This window comes from Azospirillum sp. Sh1 (assembly GCF_008365135.1).
In the GTDB taxonomy this organism is placed as follows: domain Bacteria; phylum Pseudomonadota; class Alphaproteobacteria; order Azospirillales; family Azospirillaceae; genus Azospirillum; species Azospirillum oryzae.
Window position 1 is genome coordinate 123,372 of sequence record NZ_VTTK01000013.1, and the last position, 16,577, is coordinate 139,948.

The window sequence follows — 16,577 nt, forward strand, 5'->3', positions numbered from 1 at the left end:
AAAAAGGAACAGACAGTCGGGTTGGCAAGCGGAAGCGGGAGAACTAACTTCCCGAGGCCCGGCATATTGGAGCCACAGTTCCGCGCCAGGGTTCCGCTTTGCCGCCTTTTGCCACCGCTTTCCGAAGACCAGCCGAGTGATTTGCCGATGATCCGGTTCGCAACGCCTGCCGCACCCGCCCTTGCACGGGGCTGGCGTTTGTTCCTGTCCGGCGGCTTCGCCGTCCTGCTGCTCGCGGCTCTGCTCGCCGGAGCGGGGTTGGCGGGATCCGCCGCGCTGGCCGCGTCGCCGGCACCGGCGGCCGCCGCCCCGGCCGCTGCCCCGGCTGCCGGTGCCGCCGCCCCAGCCTCCGCCGCCCCGGTGGTGGTCGATGAGGGGACCGTGCAGCAGCTGGAGGCGCTGGTCGGCACGCTGGAGAACCAGGATGCGCGCACACAGCTGGTCAGCCAGCTGCGCAACCTGATCGCCGCCCAGCGCGGCCTCGCCCAGGCCAAGGAAGCCGAGGGCGAGTCGGCGCTGCCGCAGACCCTCGGCGCCCGCGCGCTCTCCTTCCTGGCGGCGCGGATGGATGTGGTCAGCCGCCAGCTGGTGCAGGTCGCCAACGTCTTCTCCGACCTGCCGGGGGCGCTGTCCTGGGTCCAGCGGCAGGCGCAGGACGACACCGCCCGCGAACGCTGGGTGCAGATCGGCATCCGGTTGGCGATGATCCTCGGCATCGGCGCCGCTGCCGCCCGCGGCATCGGCTGGCTGCTCAGCCGGCCGCGACGGGCGATGGCCGCCCGCCATGTCGGCTCCACCCTGCTGCGCATTCCAATGCTGCTGGGCCGTGCGGTGCTGGAACTGGCGCCGATCCTCGGCTTCATCGTCGTTGCCTACACCATCCTGTCGGTGACGGAGCCGGCGCCGCGCGTGCGGCTGGTGGCGCTGGCGGTGGTGAATGCCACCGTCATCACCCAGGCGCTGCTGATCCTGGTGCGGATGCTGTTCGCGCCCGATGCGCCCAACCTGCGGCTGGTCCACACCAGCGATGCCGGCGCGCGCCGCTGCTATATCTGGTCGCGCCGGCTGATCGCGGTTGCGGTCTACGGCTATTTCCTGGCGGAGGGCGCCTATGTGCTGGGCCTGCCGCTGGGCGCCTACGGCGCGCTGCTGAAGCTGCTGGGCGTGGTGATCGCCGGCATGCTGATCGCACTGATCCTGCAGAACCGGGTCGGCGTCGCCGATTGGATGCGCGGCAACCCGCTGTCGGGCGACGGCGACCCGCTGGCGACCGCCCGCCGCGAGGCGGAAGGGCAGGGGGCGGTCCTGCGCACCGCGCGCCGCCGCTTCGCCGAGATCTGGCACGTCCTTGCCATCCTCTACGTCGTGGTGACGCTGGGCGTGTGGGTGCTGAACGTCTATGGCGGGTTCGAGTATCTGGCCCGCGGCACCGTCGTGACCGTGCTGTCGGTGGTGGTGGCGCGGCTGCTGGTGACCGGGCTGAATCGGACGCTGCGCCGTGGCCTGACGATGAACCGCGAGCTGGCCGGCAACCTGCCGCAGCTCCACACCCGCGCCTTCCACTATCTTCCCATCGTCCAGCGCATCGGCAAGGTCATCATCTGGCTGGTGGCGCTGGGCGTCGCCCTGAACGGCTGGGGCATCGATACGCTGGGGCTGGTGGAATCCACTGCCGGACGCCGCGTCGTCGGCAGCGCCATCTCCATCGGCCTGCTGCTGGCCGGCGCCATCATCGCCTGGGAGGTGGTGAGCGCGCTGATCGAGCATCTGCTGCGCGCCACCGACAAGAACGGTACCCGTATAGAGCGCAGCGCCCGCATGCGCACGCTGCTGCCGCTGCTGCGCAACGCCTTCCTGATCCTGCTGGTGACGATGGTGTCGCTGATCACCCTGTCGGAACTGGGCGTCAACATCGCGCCGCTGCTGGCCGGTGCCGGTGTCGTCGGTCTGGCCATCGGTTTCGGATCGCAGACGCTGGTCAAGGACATCATCACCGGCCTGTTCATCCTGTTCGAGGACACGGTGTCGGTCGGCGACGTGGTGGATGTCGGCGGCGGCCATTCCGGCACGGTGGAGGCGATCTCCATCCGTTCCATCCGCCTGCGTGACGGGGCCGGCGCCGTCCATTCCGTGCCCTTCAGCGCCGTCACCACCGTGAAGAACATGAGCAAGGACTTCTCGGTCACCCTGTTCACCGTCACGGTGTCCAACCGCGAGGATCCCGACCGCATCATCGCCGTGCTGAAGGAGACCGGTGCCGAGGTGCAGGCCCAGCCGCAGTTCGCCGCCGACATCCTGAACCCGCTGGAGGTGCTGGGCGTCGACAAGCTGTCCGACACCGGCATCAACATCCTGGCCCAATTCAAGACCCGCCCGACCCGCCAGTGGGGGGTGACCCGCGAGTTCAACCGGCTGCTGAAGAAGAAGTTCGACGAGCTGGACATCGCCATGCCGACCCAGTCGATGCAGCTGGTCGTCGGCCAGAGCCCGCACGACCGTGCGCTGGCGGAAGCGCTCAGCCAGGGGTCCTGACTGTCGAGGTCCGAACCAAGGGCCAAGCTCCGACTGTCCCGGAAAGGGAACCGCCCGGCTTTGCCGGGCGTTTTCCTTTGTCCGTCCGATGAATCGGAGCCTGCCGCAAAATGCTCAGCGATGCCTTTTCCCGTTTCGCCCGCTGGATGGAGCGTCAATCCGGTCGGCCGGGTGCGTTCGTCACCGCCTTCGCGGTCGTGCTGGTCTGGGGCCTGACCGGGCCGCTTTTCCACTTCTCCGACACATGGCAGCTGGTGATCAACACCGGCACCACCATCGTCACCTTCCTGATGGTGTTCATCATCCAAAACGCCCAGAACCGCGACACCCAGGCCATCCACCTGAAGCTGGACGAACTGATCCGCGTCACCCATTCCGCCCGCAACGGCATGATCGAGCTGGAGGAGATGCCCGACACCGAGTTGGCGAAGGTGAAGCGCAGCTTCGAACACCTCGCCAAGACGGCTGAGTGCCTGGACCACCGCATCGACGAGAAGGTGGAACGCGCGGTCGAACGCGAGGTGGACGAGGAACTGGACGAACGTGGGGTGCCCGATCCTACGGATCGGCGGTAGGAGACGTCAGCCCGCGGGGGCTGGCGGGCAGGGCGGACGGCGCCAGGCGCGCAACGCATCGTCCAGCGCGCGGGCGAAGGTGGAGCGTTCGGCCGGCGACAGGAAGGACCCGACCCCCACCGACTGGCCATGCGAACTCAGCGTGACCTGCCCGGCCGGGCCGCGGCGGTCGTGGTCGGCACGCTCGTCGTGGGTGATCCGCAGCCAATAGGGATGGAAGCACCAGCGGCGCTCCGGCGCCTTCCAGTGCACGCGCTGCACCGTCAGCGCGCTTTCGGTCAGCTGCACCCGCTCGTACTGGCGGGCGGAGCGGTAGCTGACGCGGAAGGCCAGCCACAGCGCCAGCACGTCCAGCCCGCAGAAGGGCACCACCGGCCAGGCGCCATGGGAGACGAAGATGCCGGCGACGATCAGGTTCATCACCACCACCACGCCCATCAGGATCCGGAAGCCGGTGCGGCCCAGGCTTCGGTGCGGATGAAGGATGGCGTCGAAGAACACGCGCACGGCACCGCTTCCGCCGCCGCTCTCCGCAGGGGCGGGGCCGTCGCCGGGCTGGCCATCAGGCTGGGGGCCGCTGATGTCGATGGGCATGGCCGCATCCTAACCCAGCGGAGGCCGGCAAAAAAACCGTGCGGAAGTCGGGGTTATGCCGCCTTGGACACCATCGGCACCGCGCCGCCGTTCAGCACCCAGGCCATGGCGCTGTCCATTCCGGTGAAATCGGCCCCTGATTGACCGGTAGCGGAGAAATTGGCGGCCGGTCCGCCGTCAAGCTCCCCGGCGAGGTCGCCTTCGGCCGGCGTCACCTTGGCCTGGACGAAAATCCGCGCCTGATCGTCGGTGCCGGCCGCGATCATCGCATCGGCCATCACCGAGGCCCAGTTCCAATCGGTCATCACCACCGCGCAGCGCAGTTGGCCGCAGCGTCGCGCCAGCCTCATCAGGGCGACGAGGATCTCCGGCCGGAAACCATCGGCCTCGAAGCGGTCGAACTCGACGAGGCTGCTCCATGGCGTGCCGTGGGCGCCCAGGTTGGCGCATTGCACCTCCACCTGCCGGGCGACGGCGTCGCGCTGCTCCATCGACAGGGTGCCCTGCAACCGGACATGCAGACCCCAGTCCTTTATTTCCACAAGATAAGACGCGCTCATTGCAAAATACCCTTATCCGATCCGAACGCCGCAACCAGGGTGATCCATGGTTCGATTGACGGCGTTCAAACGGTGTCTTGGCAGTCAGCAAATCATACGCCACTGCCGAAGGAGCCGGAAAGCGGTATTCCTGCGACCAAATCTGTTGGATTGACGTCAATTACTCCAATTTTTGTCGCAAATTGCGACGCAACGCTGCAGTTTGGACACTGACTCAAGACTGGGGCTCAAGACCGGCCGCCCTCCGATCGTGACCGCACGTCCGGCCTCTGGCGCAAGCCCGGCCGTTGCGGCTATGGTGGCGGCCATGAAGCCCGCCGCCGTCCAGGAATTCTTCCGCCGCCTGTCCGCCGCCAACCCGGAACCCCGGAGCGAGCTGGAATACGTCAATCCTTACACGCTGCTGGTCGCCGTGGTGCTGTCGGCCCAGGCCACCGATGTCGGCGTGAACAGGGCGACCGGTCCGCTGTTCAAGCTCGTCACCACGCCCCAGCAGATGGTGGCGCTGGGCGAGGAGGGGCTGCGCCAGTACATCAAGACCATCGGCCTGTTCAACACCAAGGCCAAGAACGTCATCCGCCTGTCGGAACTGCTGATCGAACGCCATGGCGGCGAGGTGCCGCGCGACCGCGAGGCGCTGGAACAGCTTCCCGGCGTCGGCCGCAAGACGGCGAACGTCGTCCTGAACGTCGCCTTCGGGGAGGAGACCATCGCGGTCGACACCCATATCTTCCGCGTCGGCAACCGGACTGGCCTTGCTCCCGGCAAGACGCCGGACGCGGTGGAGGCGAAGCTGCTGAAGGCGGTGCCGAAGCTGTACCGCCGCCACGCCCACCATTGGCTGATCCTGCACGGCCGCTATGTCTGCAAGGCGCGCAAGCCCGACTGCCCGATCTGCCCGGTCGCCGACCTCTGCGGCTTCAAGGACAAGATCATCGCCTGATCCTTGACGGGAAACGCAAAACGCCCGGCATGGCGGAAGCCGGCCGGGCGTTGATTTGCGTGCCTCGCGCTTCGGAAAGCGCGTCAGACGGCCTCGGCCGCCGGAACCTGCCCGACGGGAGCCTGGGCCGGCGCCTGAACCGCGGCCGGGGCCGGAGCGGCGGCGAGCTTCGCGCTGTACAGCTGGATGTCGCCGATCAGCTGGCCGCCGGCATCGACCGCCAGCTCGCCGAAGCGGATCGAGCCGGTGATCCTGCCGGTGGAGCGGACGGTCAGACGGCCGCGGACGGAGATGTCACCCTCGAAGCGGCCAGCGATGTCGGCCTCCTCGATCTCGACGGAGCCCTTGAACAGGCCGCTCTCGGCGATCTCGACCGAGCGGCCTTCGCGCAGCTTGGCCTCGACCGTGCCCTCGACCACCAGCACGTCGCAAGAGCCGATCTCGCCGGTCAGGGAGATGTCGCGGCCGACGGTCAGGCGGCGCTGCTCCGGCATGGCGGGAGCCATCGGGGCCTGGGCGACCGGAGCCTGCATGGGGGCCTGGGCGGCGGGCGCGGACGGGGTGGCGACGGGGATCGACGGCTGGCGCGGGGCGGAGCCCGGCATGTCGACGACCCGGCGCGGCACGTCGGGCTTAAAGCCGGCACCCGGCATGGACGGCGCGGACGGGGGCTTGGGGATGCTGTTCATGTCGGGTCCCTTCGAGGCGGAAGGCATGTCGGGATAGGCCGGAGAGGCGCTCTGCGGATCGGTCAGGGCGTGGGCCATGCTGGGTGCGGCGGCTCCGGCCGCCACAGCGGATACCGGGGCGGATGCCGGATGATGTCCAGGAGCCTGCGCCGGATTGTTGAGGGAGGCGAGCGGCGACGAGACGGCACCGGGCTCGCCCGGGGTGTACGGACGGACACCCGGCTGCGGCGGGACGGGGCTGTCGGCCTTGGGAGCGGCGGGCGGTGTCTTTCGTCCGAACAGCATGAGCGGTTCCCCCAATCTGGACATGCGGGTGGCGGGATGGCCTGGAAGTCGAAAGGCCCGGTGCCGGAAGCGCGCCGCCGTGAAGGCGGACGCCACAGTCGGTGTCCGGGCGGCCGGTTTCCGGGCAGGCGATGGCGTGCGGCCGTGCCGCCTAGCGGCGTATCACGGTCGTCCGGCCCGCCGCAAGGGGAGCCGACATGGACTGTAGGACATGAACCATGAAGGCGCTGGCGACGACCGGGACCAGCAAATTGACGAAGGGGATTGTCGAAAGGAAGGCAATGAGGGTTCCGGCCAAAAAAGGTTTCAGGGGCCGGGCCCGCCGCATCGCCCGCGCCGTGGCGCGGTCCATCCGGCGGTGCGCCACCATCTCGAAATACTCCCGCCCCAGCAGATAGCCGTTGACGGTGTAGAAGACGATCAGGTTCAGGCCGGGCGCGAAGATGTAGACCGGCAGGGCCAGCAGGTTGATCGCCAGCACCAGCAGCAGGAACCGCAGCGCCGTCGCCAGTTCCTCCAGCCAGCCGGCATGGCGCGGGGCGGGCAGGGCGGGGTAATGCCGCGCCTCCACCCGCTCCACCACCTCGTCCAGGAAGAAGCTCGACACCGTGCCGACGGTGGCCGGGAACAGCAGCCACGCCAGGACCAGCACCCCCAGCCCGCCCAGCACGTCGATGGTGGCGTCGACCCAGCCGTAACCGGTCAGCGGCGTCACCGACAGCGCCCACCATGCGCCGCCGGCCAGCAGGGCATAGGCGATCACCGAAACGAACACCCCGGTCCACACCACCCGGCGCACGCGCGGGTCGGACAGCTGGGCGAAGGCAAGCACGAGGGCGCGGATCATCGGCGGTCCGTAGGCGGTTGGGGAAGGGCGCGCGGCCGCCCGCATATCTACGGTGGCCGGGCGCCGGGTTCCAGTCCCCCCTTCCGCCATCCCCTCAGGCCACGGGGCTGAACACCAGCGCCGCGTTGGTTCCGCCGAAGCCGAAGCTGTTCGACAGGACGTGCCGGATGCGCCGTTCCTTCGGCCGCAGCGGCACGAGGTCGAGGTCGCACCCTTCCGACGGCGCCTCCAGGTTCAGGGTGGGCGGCGCAACCTGATCGCGCAACGCCAGGATGGCGAAGATCGCCTCCACCGCCCCCGCCGCTCCCAGCAGATGGCCGGTCGCCGACTTGGTCGATGACATGGAAAGGCCGGCCGCCGCCGGACCGAACAGGCGCTTGACCGCCACGATCTCCACCGGATCGCCGGCCGGCGTGGAGGTGGCGTGGGCGTTGACGTAGTCGATGGCGTCCGGCGCCAGCCCCGCCCGTTTCAGCGCGGCGCGCATGGCACGGAAGGCGCCGTTGCCGTCCTCCGCCGGCGAGGTGATGTGGTAGGCGTCGCCCGACAGGCCGTAGCCGGTCACCTCGGCGTAGATCCTGGCGCCGCGCCGTTTGGCATGCTCCAGCTCCTCCAGCACCAGCACGCCGGCCCCTTCGCCCATCACGAAGCCGTCGCGGTCGCGATCCCAGGGGCGCGACGCGCGGGCCGGGTCGTCGTTGAAGCCCGTCGACATCGCGCGGGCGGCGCAAAAGCCGGCAATCCCGAGCCGGCAGATCGCCGCCTCGCTGCCGCCGGCCAGCATCACGTCGGCATCGTCCATGGCGATCAGCCGGGCCGCGTCGCCGATGGCGTGCGCCCCCGTGGCGCAGGCGGTCACGGCGGCATGGTTCGGTCCGCGGAAGCCGTGGCGGATCGAGACATGACCCGACGCGAGATTGATGAGGGTCGACGGCACGAAAAAGGGCGAGATGCGGCGCGGCCCCTTCTCGTGGAGGGTCAGCGCAGCCTCCGCCAAGCCCGGCAGGCCGCCGATGCCGGAGCCGATCATCACCCCGGTGCGCTCCTGCGCCTCCGCGTCGGTCGGGCGCCAGCCTGAATCGGCCACCGCCTCGTCCGCGGCGGCGAGCGCCAGCAGGATGAAGCGGTCCATCTTGCGCTGGTCCTTGGGCGGCACCACCGCATCGGCGTCGAAGGCGGCCCCGAAGGCTTCGTCCGCGCTTTCCGGCACCTGGCCGGCGATGCGGCAGGGCAGGTCGGCGGCATCGACCCCGCTGACTGCCCGAATGCCGCTCCGCCCGTCCAGCACGGCGCGCCAGTTCGGCACCACGCCGGCCCCGAGCGGGGTGACAGCGCCCAGGCCGGTGACCACGACTCGCCTCATTCGGTTTCGTCCTTTGCAGGGATCGTGAATTCCGGACGCAGCCGCTCCGGCCGAACCGCTTCGCCCGTGGTCCGGTCGATCAGCACCGGTTCGACGGGCAGGCCGGTCTCGCGGTCGACCAGCCGGAACGCTCCGCCGGGCAGCAGCCAGCGGCTGCCCCAGTCGGCCATGGCGACCAGAACCGGCAGGAAATCCCGTCCCTTGTCGGTCAGATGATAGCCATGGCGCAGCGGGCGTTCCTGGTAAGGCCGCTTTTCAAGCAGCCCGGCCTCGACCAGGGCCTGCAGTCGCCGGGTCAGCATGTTGGTGGCGAGTCCGATGCTGCGCTGGAACTCGTCGAAGCGGGTCAGGCCGCGCATCGCATCGCGCAGGATCAGCAATGACCACCATTCCCCGACCTCGTCGAGGCCGCGGGCGATGGGGCAGGGGACATCGGTCAGCCGGGTGCGTCGCATGGCGGCGACTGTCGCACAGTCACTTTCATCATGCAAGTTACTGGCGGACGGTTCGACTTCGGGGACCATCGACGGTGCTTCCAGGAGCCGCACTTGTGATGCGGGCGGCGGCGGCTATACTCGCGCCGCAACATCGCCTTCACCGCAAGACCCCTCAGGAGAGCCCATGGCCACGTCCATCCACGATGCCGCCTACGACGTCACCGGCATCGGCAACGCCATTGTGGACGTGATCGCCCACGCCGACGACGCCTTCCTCGCCGCCAACACCATCGAGAAGGGGGCGATGACGCTGATCGACGCCGCCCGGGCGGAGGAGCTGTACGGCCGGATGGGTCCGGGCGTCGAGGTCTCCGGCGGTTCGGCCGGCAACACCATGGCGGGCATCGCCATGCTCGGCGGGCGCGGCGCCTATATCGGCAAGGTCGCCAAGGACCAGTTGGGCGATGTGTTCCGCCACGACATCCGGGCATCCGGCGTCGCCTTCGACAGCGCACCGTTGCTGGGCGGGGCGCCGACCGCGCGCTGCCTGATCCTGGTCACGCCGGACGCCCAGCGTTCCATGAACACCTATCTCGGCGCCTGCGTCGAGCTGGGGCCGGAGGACATCGACGAGGCGCTGATCGCCGGGTCGCAGGTCACCTATCTGGAAGGCTATCTGTGGGACCCGCCCCGCGCCAAGGAGGCCTTCCGCAAGGCGGCGGAGATCGCCCATGCCGCCGGCCGCAAGGTGTCGCTGTCGCTGTCCGACAGCTTCTGCGTCCATCGCCACCATGCCGAGTTCGTCGATCTGGTGGAGCGCCATGTCGACATCCTGTTCGCCAACGAACACGAGATCGGCGCCCTCTACGGCACCGACAAGTTCGAGGACGCGCTGGCGGCGGTGAAGCGTCTGGGCAAGACCGCGGCGCTGACCCGCAGCGAGAAGGGCGCCGTCATCGTTTCCAACGGCGAGGTGGTCGAGGTGGCGGCCGAGCCGGTGGAGCGGGTGGTCGACACCACCGGCGCCGGCGACCTCTATGCCGCCGGCTTCCTGTTCGGCCACACCCGCGGCCTGTCCCCGGCGGTCTGCGGCCGTCTGGGCGCCGTCGCCGCGGCGGAGATCATCAGCCATGTCGGCGCCCGGCCGGAAGTGAACCTGCGCGAGCTGGTCACCGCCAAGGGCATCGTGTAACCGCGAATTGCGCGTCAGATCGCGAAGACGTTGCCGGCCGCGTTGCATTCTGCAACTGCGGCCGGTTCCGTTTGGGCGGCTCCCTTTTGGGCTCAGCTCAGCTGGTCGTCCACCACCGGCCGTTCCGGAACCGTGATCCTGGCGCACAGCAGCGCCATCGCCGTTCCGCTGTCCGGGGCGGCCACCGCCCAGCGCTCCGGCCGGTCCGGCCGCGGGACGGTCAGCAGCCACAGCCGGTCCTTCTCGCCGAAGCGTTCGTTCGGCAGCGTGTATTCCCGCGGACCCTGGCGGCGCAGTTCGTTCAGCTTCGTCTGCAACTCCACCGCCTGGGCATTGCGCACGCCGATGGCCTCTTCCAGCTGGCGAAGCTCGGTTTCCTGGCGTCGCAGGTCGCGTCGCAGGGAGTCTGTGGTCTGGGTCAGCTCCGTCCGTCCCTGATCCAACTGCGAGCGGCGGCGCTGGACGGCGGCGATCCGGTTGCCGATCCGCAGGATGGATACGGTGATCCAGCTGAGGCAGGCCATCAGGATCACCATTTCCAGCACGAGCAGCAGCGGCGTCTGCGCGCTCATCGTCCCTCCGCTCCTTCGGCACGCTCCTTGCGTGCTTGCACCGGCGTTTCAGCAACGGGCATGCCAAGTTCGGCTGCGCGAGCATCGGGGCGATGGGCCGGGAGATGGGCCGAACGATGGGGTGGTGATGGAGGCGGTGCGGACGATCCTCGACTCGGCGGTTCCGCTGGTGGCGGCCCTGGCGGTGCTGTGCCACCTGTGCTGGGTCGGTATCCGGCGCAGCTGGGACCGGGTCGCCGGGTTGGACCGGCTGCGCCAGTCGGTGGTGCCCCTGAAGGAACGCCAGCGCGTGGAGACCGAGGCGCTGGCCGACCTGACCTGCCGGCTGGAGGAGGCGAGGGGCCGGCTGTCGGCCGTCGAACAGCGCGTCGGCCATCTTCAGCGCCAGATCGATGCGGTGGACAAGGAGCCGCCGGTCTTCCTGCACATCCTGGGCACGCCCGGCGGCAACCGCAGCACCTTCCGGGCGGAGGTGCAGTACGACATCGCGGTCGCCACCGCCGCACGGGCCGCCGGAAAGCCGGTGAACCCGGTCTGGCGCTATGACAACCGGGTGCTGGTCCATGCGCTGGACCTGCAGTCCGCCCGGCGCGAGGCGGAGCACCTCTTTCCGCACAAGGCCGGCTTCAAGGTCTTTTTCCATGCGCCGGTGCCCTGATAGCTCCCCCTTGCATCGGGATTCCAGCCCCAAAGGCCGGCTCTGCGGTCTTCCGCCACAGCATCGGCTCGGGTAAGCTGCCGGTCCCGCCGCCCATCCTGAACATCCCGACAGATTGCCCAATCATGCAAGTCTACCTGCCGATTGCCGAGATGTCGGTCAACGCGCTGCTGGTGCTCGGCATGGGCTGGCTCGTGGGGTTCCTGTCGGGGATGTTCGGCGTCGGCGGCGGATTCCTGATGACGCCGCTGCTGATCTTCATCGGCGTCCCTCCCGCCATCGCCGTCGGCACGCAGGCCAACCAGCTGGTCGCCGCCAGCGTGTCGGGCGTTCTGGCCCATTGGCGGCGCGGCAACGTCGACGTCAAGCTGGGCGTGGTGATGCTGGGCGGCGGCGTGGTCGGCACCGCGGTGGGGGTGTGGATCTTCGGCATCCTGCAGCGGCTGGGCCAGATCGACATCGCCATCACCCTGTCCTACGTCTTCTTCCTGGGCACCATCGGCGGGATGATGCTGGTGGAAAGCAGCCGCGCCATCCTGCGCCGCCGCGCGCCGACGGCGAAACGCGGCAAGCTGCACCGCCACATCTGGCTGCACGGCCTGCCCTTCAAGATGCGGTTCCAGCGGTCGAAGCTCTACATCTCCGCCCTGCTGCCGGCGGGGATCGGGGCGATCGGCGGCATGCTGGTGGCGATCATGGGCATCGGCGGCGGCTTCCTCCTGGTGCCGGCGATGATCTATCTGCTGAACATGCCGGCCGGGCTGGTCGCCGGAACCTCGCTGTTCCAGATCATCTTCACCACCGCGGCGGCGACCCTGCTGCAGGCCGCCACCAACCAGACGGTGGACGCCATGCTGGCGCTTCTGCTGCTGATCGGCGGCGTGATCGGCGCCCAGTTCGGAACGAAGGCGGGCAGCCGGCTACGCGGCGAGACCGCGCGGCTGGCGCTGGCGACCATCGTCGTGGCGGTGGCGCTGAAGCTGGCCTGGGACCTGTTCTCCCGCCCCGACGATTTGTTCACCCTGACCACGGGATTGCGATGATGGCGGGGGTGATGAAACGCCGGCCGACCAGGCGCATGCTGATCCAGGCCGCCGCGGCGCTGGCCGGGCTGCTGCTGGGCGGCACGGTGGCGGCGACGGTGTGGGCGCAGCAGCTGGTCGCCGACCTGTCCAGCCATCTGATCGCCATCACCACCGGCTTCACCGGCACGGAGGTCGTGCTGTTCGGCACCACCGACGGGCCGGGCGACGTCGCCATCGTCGTCACCGGCCCGCGCGGCCCCGCCACGGTCCGCCGCAAGCAGCGGGTGGCCGGCATGTGGATGAACACCGACAGCGTGCGCTTCGAGCAGGTGCCGAGCTTCTACACGGTGGCGGTCAGCCGTCCGCTCGACCAGCTGGTCGGCCGCCCGGTGCTGGAACGCCAGCAGCTGGGGTTGCCGCAGCTGCAATTGCCGGCCGACGCCACCCTGCCGCCGGACGAGCTTGCCGCCTACCGCAGCGCGCTGATCCGCAACAAGCAGCGCCAGGGGCTGTACGCAATCTCCATGGGACAGGTCGCCTTCCTGGGCGAACGGCTGTTCCGCACCAACATCTATTTTCCGGCAAACGTTCCGACCGGGCTGTACAATGTCGAAGCCTTGCTGATTCGTGACGGCGACGTGGTCAGCGCCCAAACCACGCCGCTGGTGGTGTCAAAGATCGGGTTCAGCGCCGAAGTGTCGGACTTCGCCCGCAACCGCCCGGTCATCTACGGGGTGGCCGCCGTCGTCGGCGCCATCGCGGCCGGCTGGGCGGCCGGCGCCGCATTCCGCCGGATCTAAGCCGAGAGGGTGATCGAGATGAGCGACGCGACGCAGTCCACGACGCCGGAAACGCCCGCCCAGCCGCCGGCTCCCAAGCCGGTGCGCATCTTCCTTGTGGTGGTCGACGACAGCCCGGAGCTGAAGGTGGCGCTCCGCTATGCCTGCCTGCGCGCCCGCAAGTCGGGCGGCAAGGTAGCGCTGCTGACCGTCCTGGAAAAGGGCGAGATGCAGCACTGGCTGGCGGTGGAGAACCTGATCCGCGAGGAACAGCGCGCCGAGGCGGAGCAGATGCTCCAGAAGCTGGCGCGCGAGGTCAACCAGCTGACCGGCACCCTGCCGGCGCTCTATGTCCGCGAAGGCAACCGGACCGAGGAGGTGCTGGCCCTGATCGGGGAGGAGCCGAGCATCTCCATCCTGGTGCTGGCCGCCGGCACCGATCCGGAGGGCCCCGGTCCGCTGATCTCCTACTACACCGGGCGCGGCCTGGGGCGCCTGCGCATCCCGCTGACCATCGTCCCCGGCGGGCTCAGCAACGAGGCGCTGGACGCGATCACGTAAATGGGGGCACGCAGGTAAGGATAGGCGCCGCAGGGACAGGCCGCGCATGCCCGATGCCGAATACCCACACAAGCGGGGTCCTTGATCCGCCCGGCGTTTCGGCCCAAATTTCCCCCCAATCGTTCCGCGTCCCGATCCCGGGCGCGCCGGCGGTTCCATTCCGCCGCCGATGGAGGACCAGACCATGTTCATTCAGACCGAGCAGACGCCCAACCCGGCGACTCTCAAGTTCCTGCCGGGGCGTGACGTGCTCGGACGCGGCACCGCCGACTTCACCAGCCGCGAGGATGCCGCCCGTTCGCCGCTCGCCCAGCGCCTGTTCGAGATCGAGGGCGTCGTCGGCGTCTTCCTGGGCGCCGATTTCATCACCATCACCAAGACCGACGCGCGCGACTGGTTCCTGCTGAAGCCGTCGATCCTCGGCGTCATCATGGAGCATTTCACCGCCGACCGCCCGGTCCTGCTGGAGGATGGCGGCGACGGCCATGCCGCGGCGTCGAACGCCGACGACGAGGAGATCGTCGAGCAGATCAAGGAACTGCTGGACACCCGTGTCCGCCCGTCGGTCGCCCAGGACGGCGGCGACATCACCTTCCAGGGCTTCGAGAAGGGCGTCGTCTATCTGGCGATGAAGGGGGCCTGCTCCGGCTGCCCCAGCTCCACCGCCACGCTGAAGCACGGCATCGAGAACATGCTGCGCCACTACATTCCCGAAGTGGTCGAAGTCCGCTCGGTCCAGTAATCCGCTCTCCGGATATGCCGGCTTGCCCTTGATGCGGCGGGCCGGCATTCCCATGCTGGCACCATGATCATCTCCGCCAGCTACAAGACCGACATTCCCGCCTTCTATGGGCGCTGGTTCCTGAACCGCCTCGACGCCGGTTATTGCCGGATGGTCAATCCTTACGGCGGACAGACCTACCGCATCGACCTGACCCGGCCGGCGGTCGACGGCTTCATCTTCTGGACCAAGAATCTGGGACCGTTCCTCGGCGCGCTCGACAGCGTGGCGGAGCGGGGCTTTCCCTTTATCGTGCAGTACAGCGTCACCGGGCTGCCGACCGCGCTGGAACGCTCGGTTCCCGATTGGGAAACGGCGGTCGGCCATATGGCGCGGGTGCGCGAGCGCTGGGGTGACCGGGCGGCGGTCTGGCGCTACGACCCCATCGCGTTGACCGACGCCACCCCGCCCGACTGGCACCGCGACACCTTCGCCCGGATCGCGCGGGCGTTGCGCGGGGTGACCGACGAGGTGGTGGTCTCCTTCCTTCAGCCCTACCGCAAGACCGCCCGCAATCTCGCCGCCGCCGGCATCGGCTGGCGCGATCCGGAGGCGGAGGAGAAGCGCGCGCTGCTGTCGGACCTCGCCGGCATCGCGGCGGGGGAGGGAATGGCGCTGACGCTCTGCACCCAGCCGGAGCTGGTGGACACGCCCGGCACGGCGCCGGCCCGCTGTGTCGATGCGGTGCGGCTGTCGGACGTGGCGGGGTATGCGGTGGCGGCAAGGGAGAAGGGAAACCGGCCGGGCTGCCTGTGCGCGGAGAGCCGCGACATCGGCGATTACGACAGCTGTCCGCACGGATGCGTCTACTGCTACGCCGTTGCTGATCGCGCTACGGCGCAGCGGCGCTTCGCCGAGCATGACCCGGAGGGGGAGTTTCTGGTGGCGCGGCGGATGCCCCCTCCCTAACCCTCCCCCGCCTGCGGCGGGAGAGGGGACTGCCGCCTCTCTTTTGAATGACTTATGCAAGCATTCGACCCCCTCTCCCGCGAAGCGGGGGAGGGATGGGGAGGGGGCAACAAAGCGCCGAACCTTACGGACAAACCTTCCGCACCGTCTCGACCAGCTTTTCCGGGTTGAAGGGCTTCACCAGCCAGCCGGTGGCGCCGGCTTCGCGGCCGGCGGACTTCTTGGCGGGGTCGGCCTCGGTCGTCAGCAGCAGGATCGGGGTGGTGCGGTTGAGGGCCGAGCCGCGGATGGCGCGGGTCAGCGCCAGCCCGTCCAGGCCCGGCATGTTCAGGTCGGTGATGATGCAGTCGAACTTGCGCTGGTTGACCAGGGCGAGGCCGGCATTGCCGTCCGACGCCTCCGCCACCTCATAGCCGGCGCCTTTCAGCGTGAAACCGACCATGTCGCGGATGGTCTTGGAATCGTCGACGGTCAGGACGCTCTTGGTCGTAGAGGGGGGCATGGAACGCGGCTCCGGTTGCTCGGCCGAAAGGAATAAGGGAAAGGCCTAGGCAATTTCCCGGCGACCGTCAACCGCTGGCATCCCCTATCCCGAACAAGGCCAAACCCCCGGTCCGGCGGATCGCCGCTGAACCGGAGGTTTGGCAGAGGCTGTATGGTTACGCCTTCGTATCGACGTGCTGACCGCCGGCGTCACCGCCCTTGGCAACGCCGACCATCGCCTCGCGCAGCAGGCGGCCATGGATGGTGTAGCCGGGCTGCAGCACCTGGACGACGGTGCCGGCAGCCTTGCCGGTGTTCTCGATCTCGAACATCACCTGATGGAAGTTTGGGTCGAACGGCTCGCCGGCCGGGTCCAGCTTCTTGATGCCGGCGCGTTCGAAGGCGGCGAACAGCTGGCGCTCGGTCGCCTCGACGCCGACGGCAAGGCCCTTCAGCATCTCGTCCTGCTCGCGGCCCTCGGCCGGGACGGCGTCCAGCGCGCGGCGCAGGTTGTCGGCGACCGACACCAGTTCCTTGGCGAAGCTGGACACGGCGAACTTGCTGGCGTCCTCGCGGTCGCGCTGGGCACGGCGGCGGGTGTTCTCCGTCTCCGCCATGGCGCGCAGAAGCTGGTCCTTCAGGCTGGCGACCTCGGCCTCCAGCTTCGCGACGCGGTCCTCGGGCGAACCGGCTTCCGCACCGTTGGGGGCGCCGTTGGCGGTCTCGGCGGTGGCCTCGGTCGGCTCCACCGTGGCGTCGGAGGGCTTGTTCTGCTCTTCGCTCATGGTTTTC

The 16,577-nt window shown here is 69.0% G+C and carries 19 protein-coding genes; 10 read left to right on the forward strand and 9 right to left on the reverse strand.

Going from position 1 to position 16,577, the window contains the following annotated elements; all coding sequences use genetic code 11:
• Positions 1–147 precede the first annotated feature (147 nt).
• Together FZ029_RS15575 and FZ029_RS15580 are read left to right on the forward strand one after the other, a co-directional pair.
• On the forward strand, positions 148–2,532 hold the full coding sequence (locus FZ029_RS15575; protein ID WP_149270004.1) for a mechanosensitive ion channel domain-containing protein: 2,385 nt from the start codon (positions 148–150) through the stop codon (positions 2,530–2,532).
• A 110-nt stretch (positions 2,533–2,642) separates the two neighbouring features.
• The gene (locus FZ029_RS15580) at positions 2,643–3,107 is read left to right on the forward strand and encodes a low affinity iron permease family protein (RefSeq protein ID WP_149270005.1); all 465 of its coding nucleotides are present in this window, start codon (positions 2,643–2,645) and stop codon (positions 3,105–3,107) included.
• A gap of 6 nt (positions 3,108–3,113) precedes the next feature.
• Here FZ029_RS15580 and FZ029_RS15585 read toward each other — a convergent pair whose 3' ends face one another.
• Together FZ029_RS15585 and FZ029_RS15590 are read right to left on the reverse strand one after the other, a co-directional pair.
• Positions 3,114–3,701 carry a DUF2244 domain-containing protein gene (locus FZ029_RS15585; RefSeq protein ID WP_149200863.1) on the reverse strand — a complete coding sequence of 196 codons (588 nt, stop codon included), beginning with the start codon at positions 3,699–3,701 and terminating at the stop codon, positions 3,114–3,116.
• 53 nt (positions 3,702–3,754) lie between these two features.
• A complete protein-coding gene (locus FZ029_RS15590; RefSeq protein WP_149270006.1) occupies positions 3,755–4,261 on the reverse strand; it encodes a hypothetical protein in 507 nt (168 codons plus the stop codon).
• A 307-nt stretch (positions 4,262–4,568) separates the two neighbouring features.
• On the opposite strand from FZ029_RS15590, the gene nth reads away from it, so the two are divergent.
• Positions 4,569–5,204: an endonuclease III gene (gene nth, locus FZ029_RS15595; RefSeq protein WP_149200865.1), complete on the forward strand. Its 636-nt coding sequence runs from the start codon at positions 4,569–4,571 to the stop codon at positions 5,202–5,204.
• A gap of 83 nt (positions 5,205–5,287) precedes the next feature.
• Here the strand turns inward: nth and FZ029_RS15600 are convergent, their stop codons facing one another.
• The 4 genes from FZ029_RS15600 to FZ029_RS15615 form a co-directional block, all read right to left on the reverse strand.
• Positions 5,288–6,178: a polymer-forming cytoskeletal protein gene (locus tag FZ029_RS15600; protein ID WP_149270007.1), complete on the reverse strand. Its 891-nt coding sequence runs from the start codon at positions 6,176–6,178 to the stop codon at positions 5,288–5,290.
• A gap of 151 nt (positions 6,179–6,329) precedes the next feature.
• Positions 6,330–7,025 carry an EI24 domain-containing protein gene (locus FZ029_RS15605; RefSeq protein WP_149270008.1) on the reverse strand — a complete coding sequence of 232 codons (696 nt, stop codon included), beginning with the start codon at positions 7,023–7,025 and terminating at the stop codon, positions 6,330–6,332.
• A 94-nt stretch (positions 7,026–7,119) separates the two neighbouring features.
• Complete coding sequence (gene fabF, locus FZ029_RS15610) at positions 7,120–8,388, reverse strand: beta-ketoacyl-ACP synthase II (RefSeq protein ID WP_149270009.1); 1,269 nt, start codon at positions 8,386–8,388, stop codon at positions 7,120–7,122.
• Entirely contained in the window at positions 8,385–8,843 is a 459-nt protein-coding gene (locus tag FZ029_RS15615; protein WP_149200869.1) for a helix-turn-helix domain-containing protein, read from the reverse strand. Before FZ029_RS15615 ends, fabF begins: the two co-directional genes overlap by 4 nt.
• Positions 8,844–9,009: 166 nt before the next feature.
• Between FZ029_RS15615 and FZ029_RS15620 the strand changes: the two genes are divergently transcribed.
• The gene (locus FZ029_RS15620) at positions 9,010–10,017 is read left to right on the forward strand and encodes an adenosine kinase (RefSeq protein ID WP_149270010.1); all 1,008 of its coding nucleotides are present in this window, start codon (positions 9,010–9,012) and stop codon (positions 10,015–10,017) included.
• 92 nt (positions 10,018–10,109) lie between these two features.
• Here FZ029_RS15620 and FZ029_RS15625 read toward each other — a convergent pair whose 3' ends face one another.
• Entirely contained in the window at positions 10,110–10,589 is a 480-nt protein-coding gene (locus FZ029_RS15625; protein WP_149270011.1) for a hypothetical protein, read from the reverse strand.
• Between the two features lie 127 nt (positions 10,590–10,716).
• On the opposite strand from FZ029_RS15625, the gene FZ029_RS15630 reads away from it, so the two are divergent.
• The 6 genes from FZ029_RS15630 (at position 10,717) to FZ029_RS15655 (ending at position 15,302) form a co-directional block, all read left to right on the forward strand.
• Positions 10,717–11,247, forward strand: coding sequence for a hypothetical protein (locus FZ029_RS15630; protein ID WP_149270012.1), 531 nt, complete (start codon positions 10,717–10,719; stop codon positions 11,245–11,247).
• A gap of 125 nt (positions 11,248–11,372) precedes the next feature.
• On the forward strand, positions 11,373–12,290 hold the full coding sequence (locus FZ029_RS15635) for a sulfite exporter TauE/SafE family protein (RefSeq protein WP_149200873.1): 918 nt from the start codon (positions 11,373–11,375) through the stop codon (positions 12,288–12,290).
• An 11-nt stretch (positions 12,291–12,301) separates the two neighbouring features.
• The gene (locus tag FZ029_RS15640) at positions 12,302–13,072 is read left to right on the forward strand and encodes a TIGR02186 family protein (protein ID WP_247892318.1); all 771 of its coding nucleotides are present in this window, start codon (positions 12,302–12,304) and stop codon (positions 13,070–13,072) included.
• An 18-nt stretch (positions 13,073–13,090) separates the two neighbouring features.
• Positions 13,091–13,612, forward strand: coding sequence for a universal stress protein (locus tag FZ029_RS15645; protein WP_109074873.1), 522 nt, complete (start codon positions 13,091–13,093; stop codon positions 13,610–13,612).
• Between the two features lie 184 nt (positions 13,613–13,796).
• The gene (locus FZ029_RS15650) at positions 13,797–14,354 is read left to right on the forward strand and encodes a NifU family protein (RefSeq protein WP_085090767.1); all 558 of its coding nucleotides are present in this window, start codon (positions 13,797–13,799) and stop codon (positions 14,352–14,354) included.
• Positions 14,355–14,417: 63 nt separating this feature from the next.
• Entirely contained in the window at positions 14,418–15,302 is an 885-nt protein-coding gene (locus FZ029_RS15655) for a DUF1848 domain-containing protein (protein WP_149270013.1), read from the forward strand.
• Between the two features lie 124 nt (positions 15,303–15,426).
• On the opposite strand, the gene FZ029_RS15660 is transcribed toward FZ029_RS15655, so the two are convergent.
• Together FZ029_RS15660 and grpE are read right to left on the reverse strand one after the other, a co-directional pair.
• Positions 15,427–15,804, reverse strand: a complete 378-nt coding sequence (locus FZ029_RS15660; RefSeq protein ID WP_149270014.1) for a response regulator — start codon at positions 15,802–15,804, stop codon at positions 15,427–15,429.
• A 157-nt stretch (positions 15,805–15,961) separates the two neighbouring features.
• A complete protein-coding gene (gene grpE / locus FZ029_RS15665; protein WP_149200876.1) occupies positions 15,962–16,570 on the reverse strand; it encodes a nucleotide exchange factor GrpE in 609 nt (202 codons plus the stop codon).
• Positions 16,571–16,577: the final 7 nt, after the last annotated feature.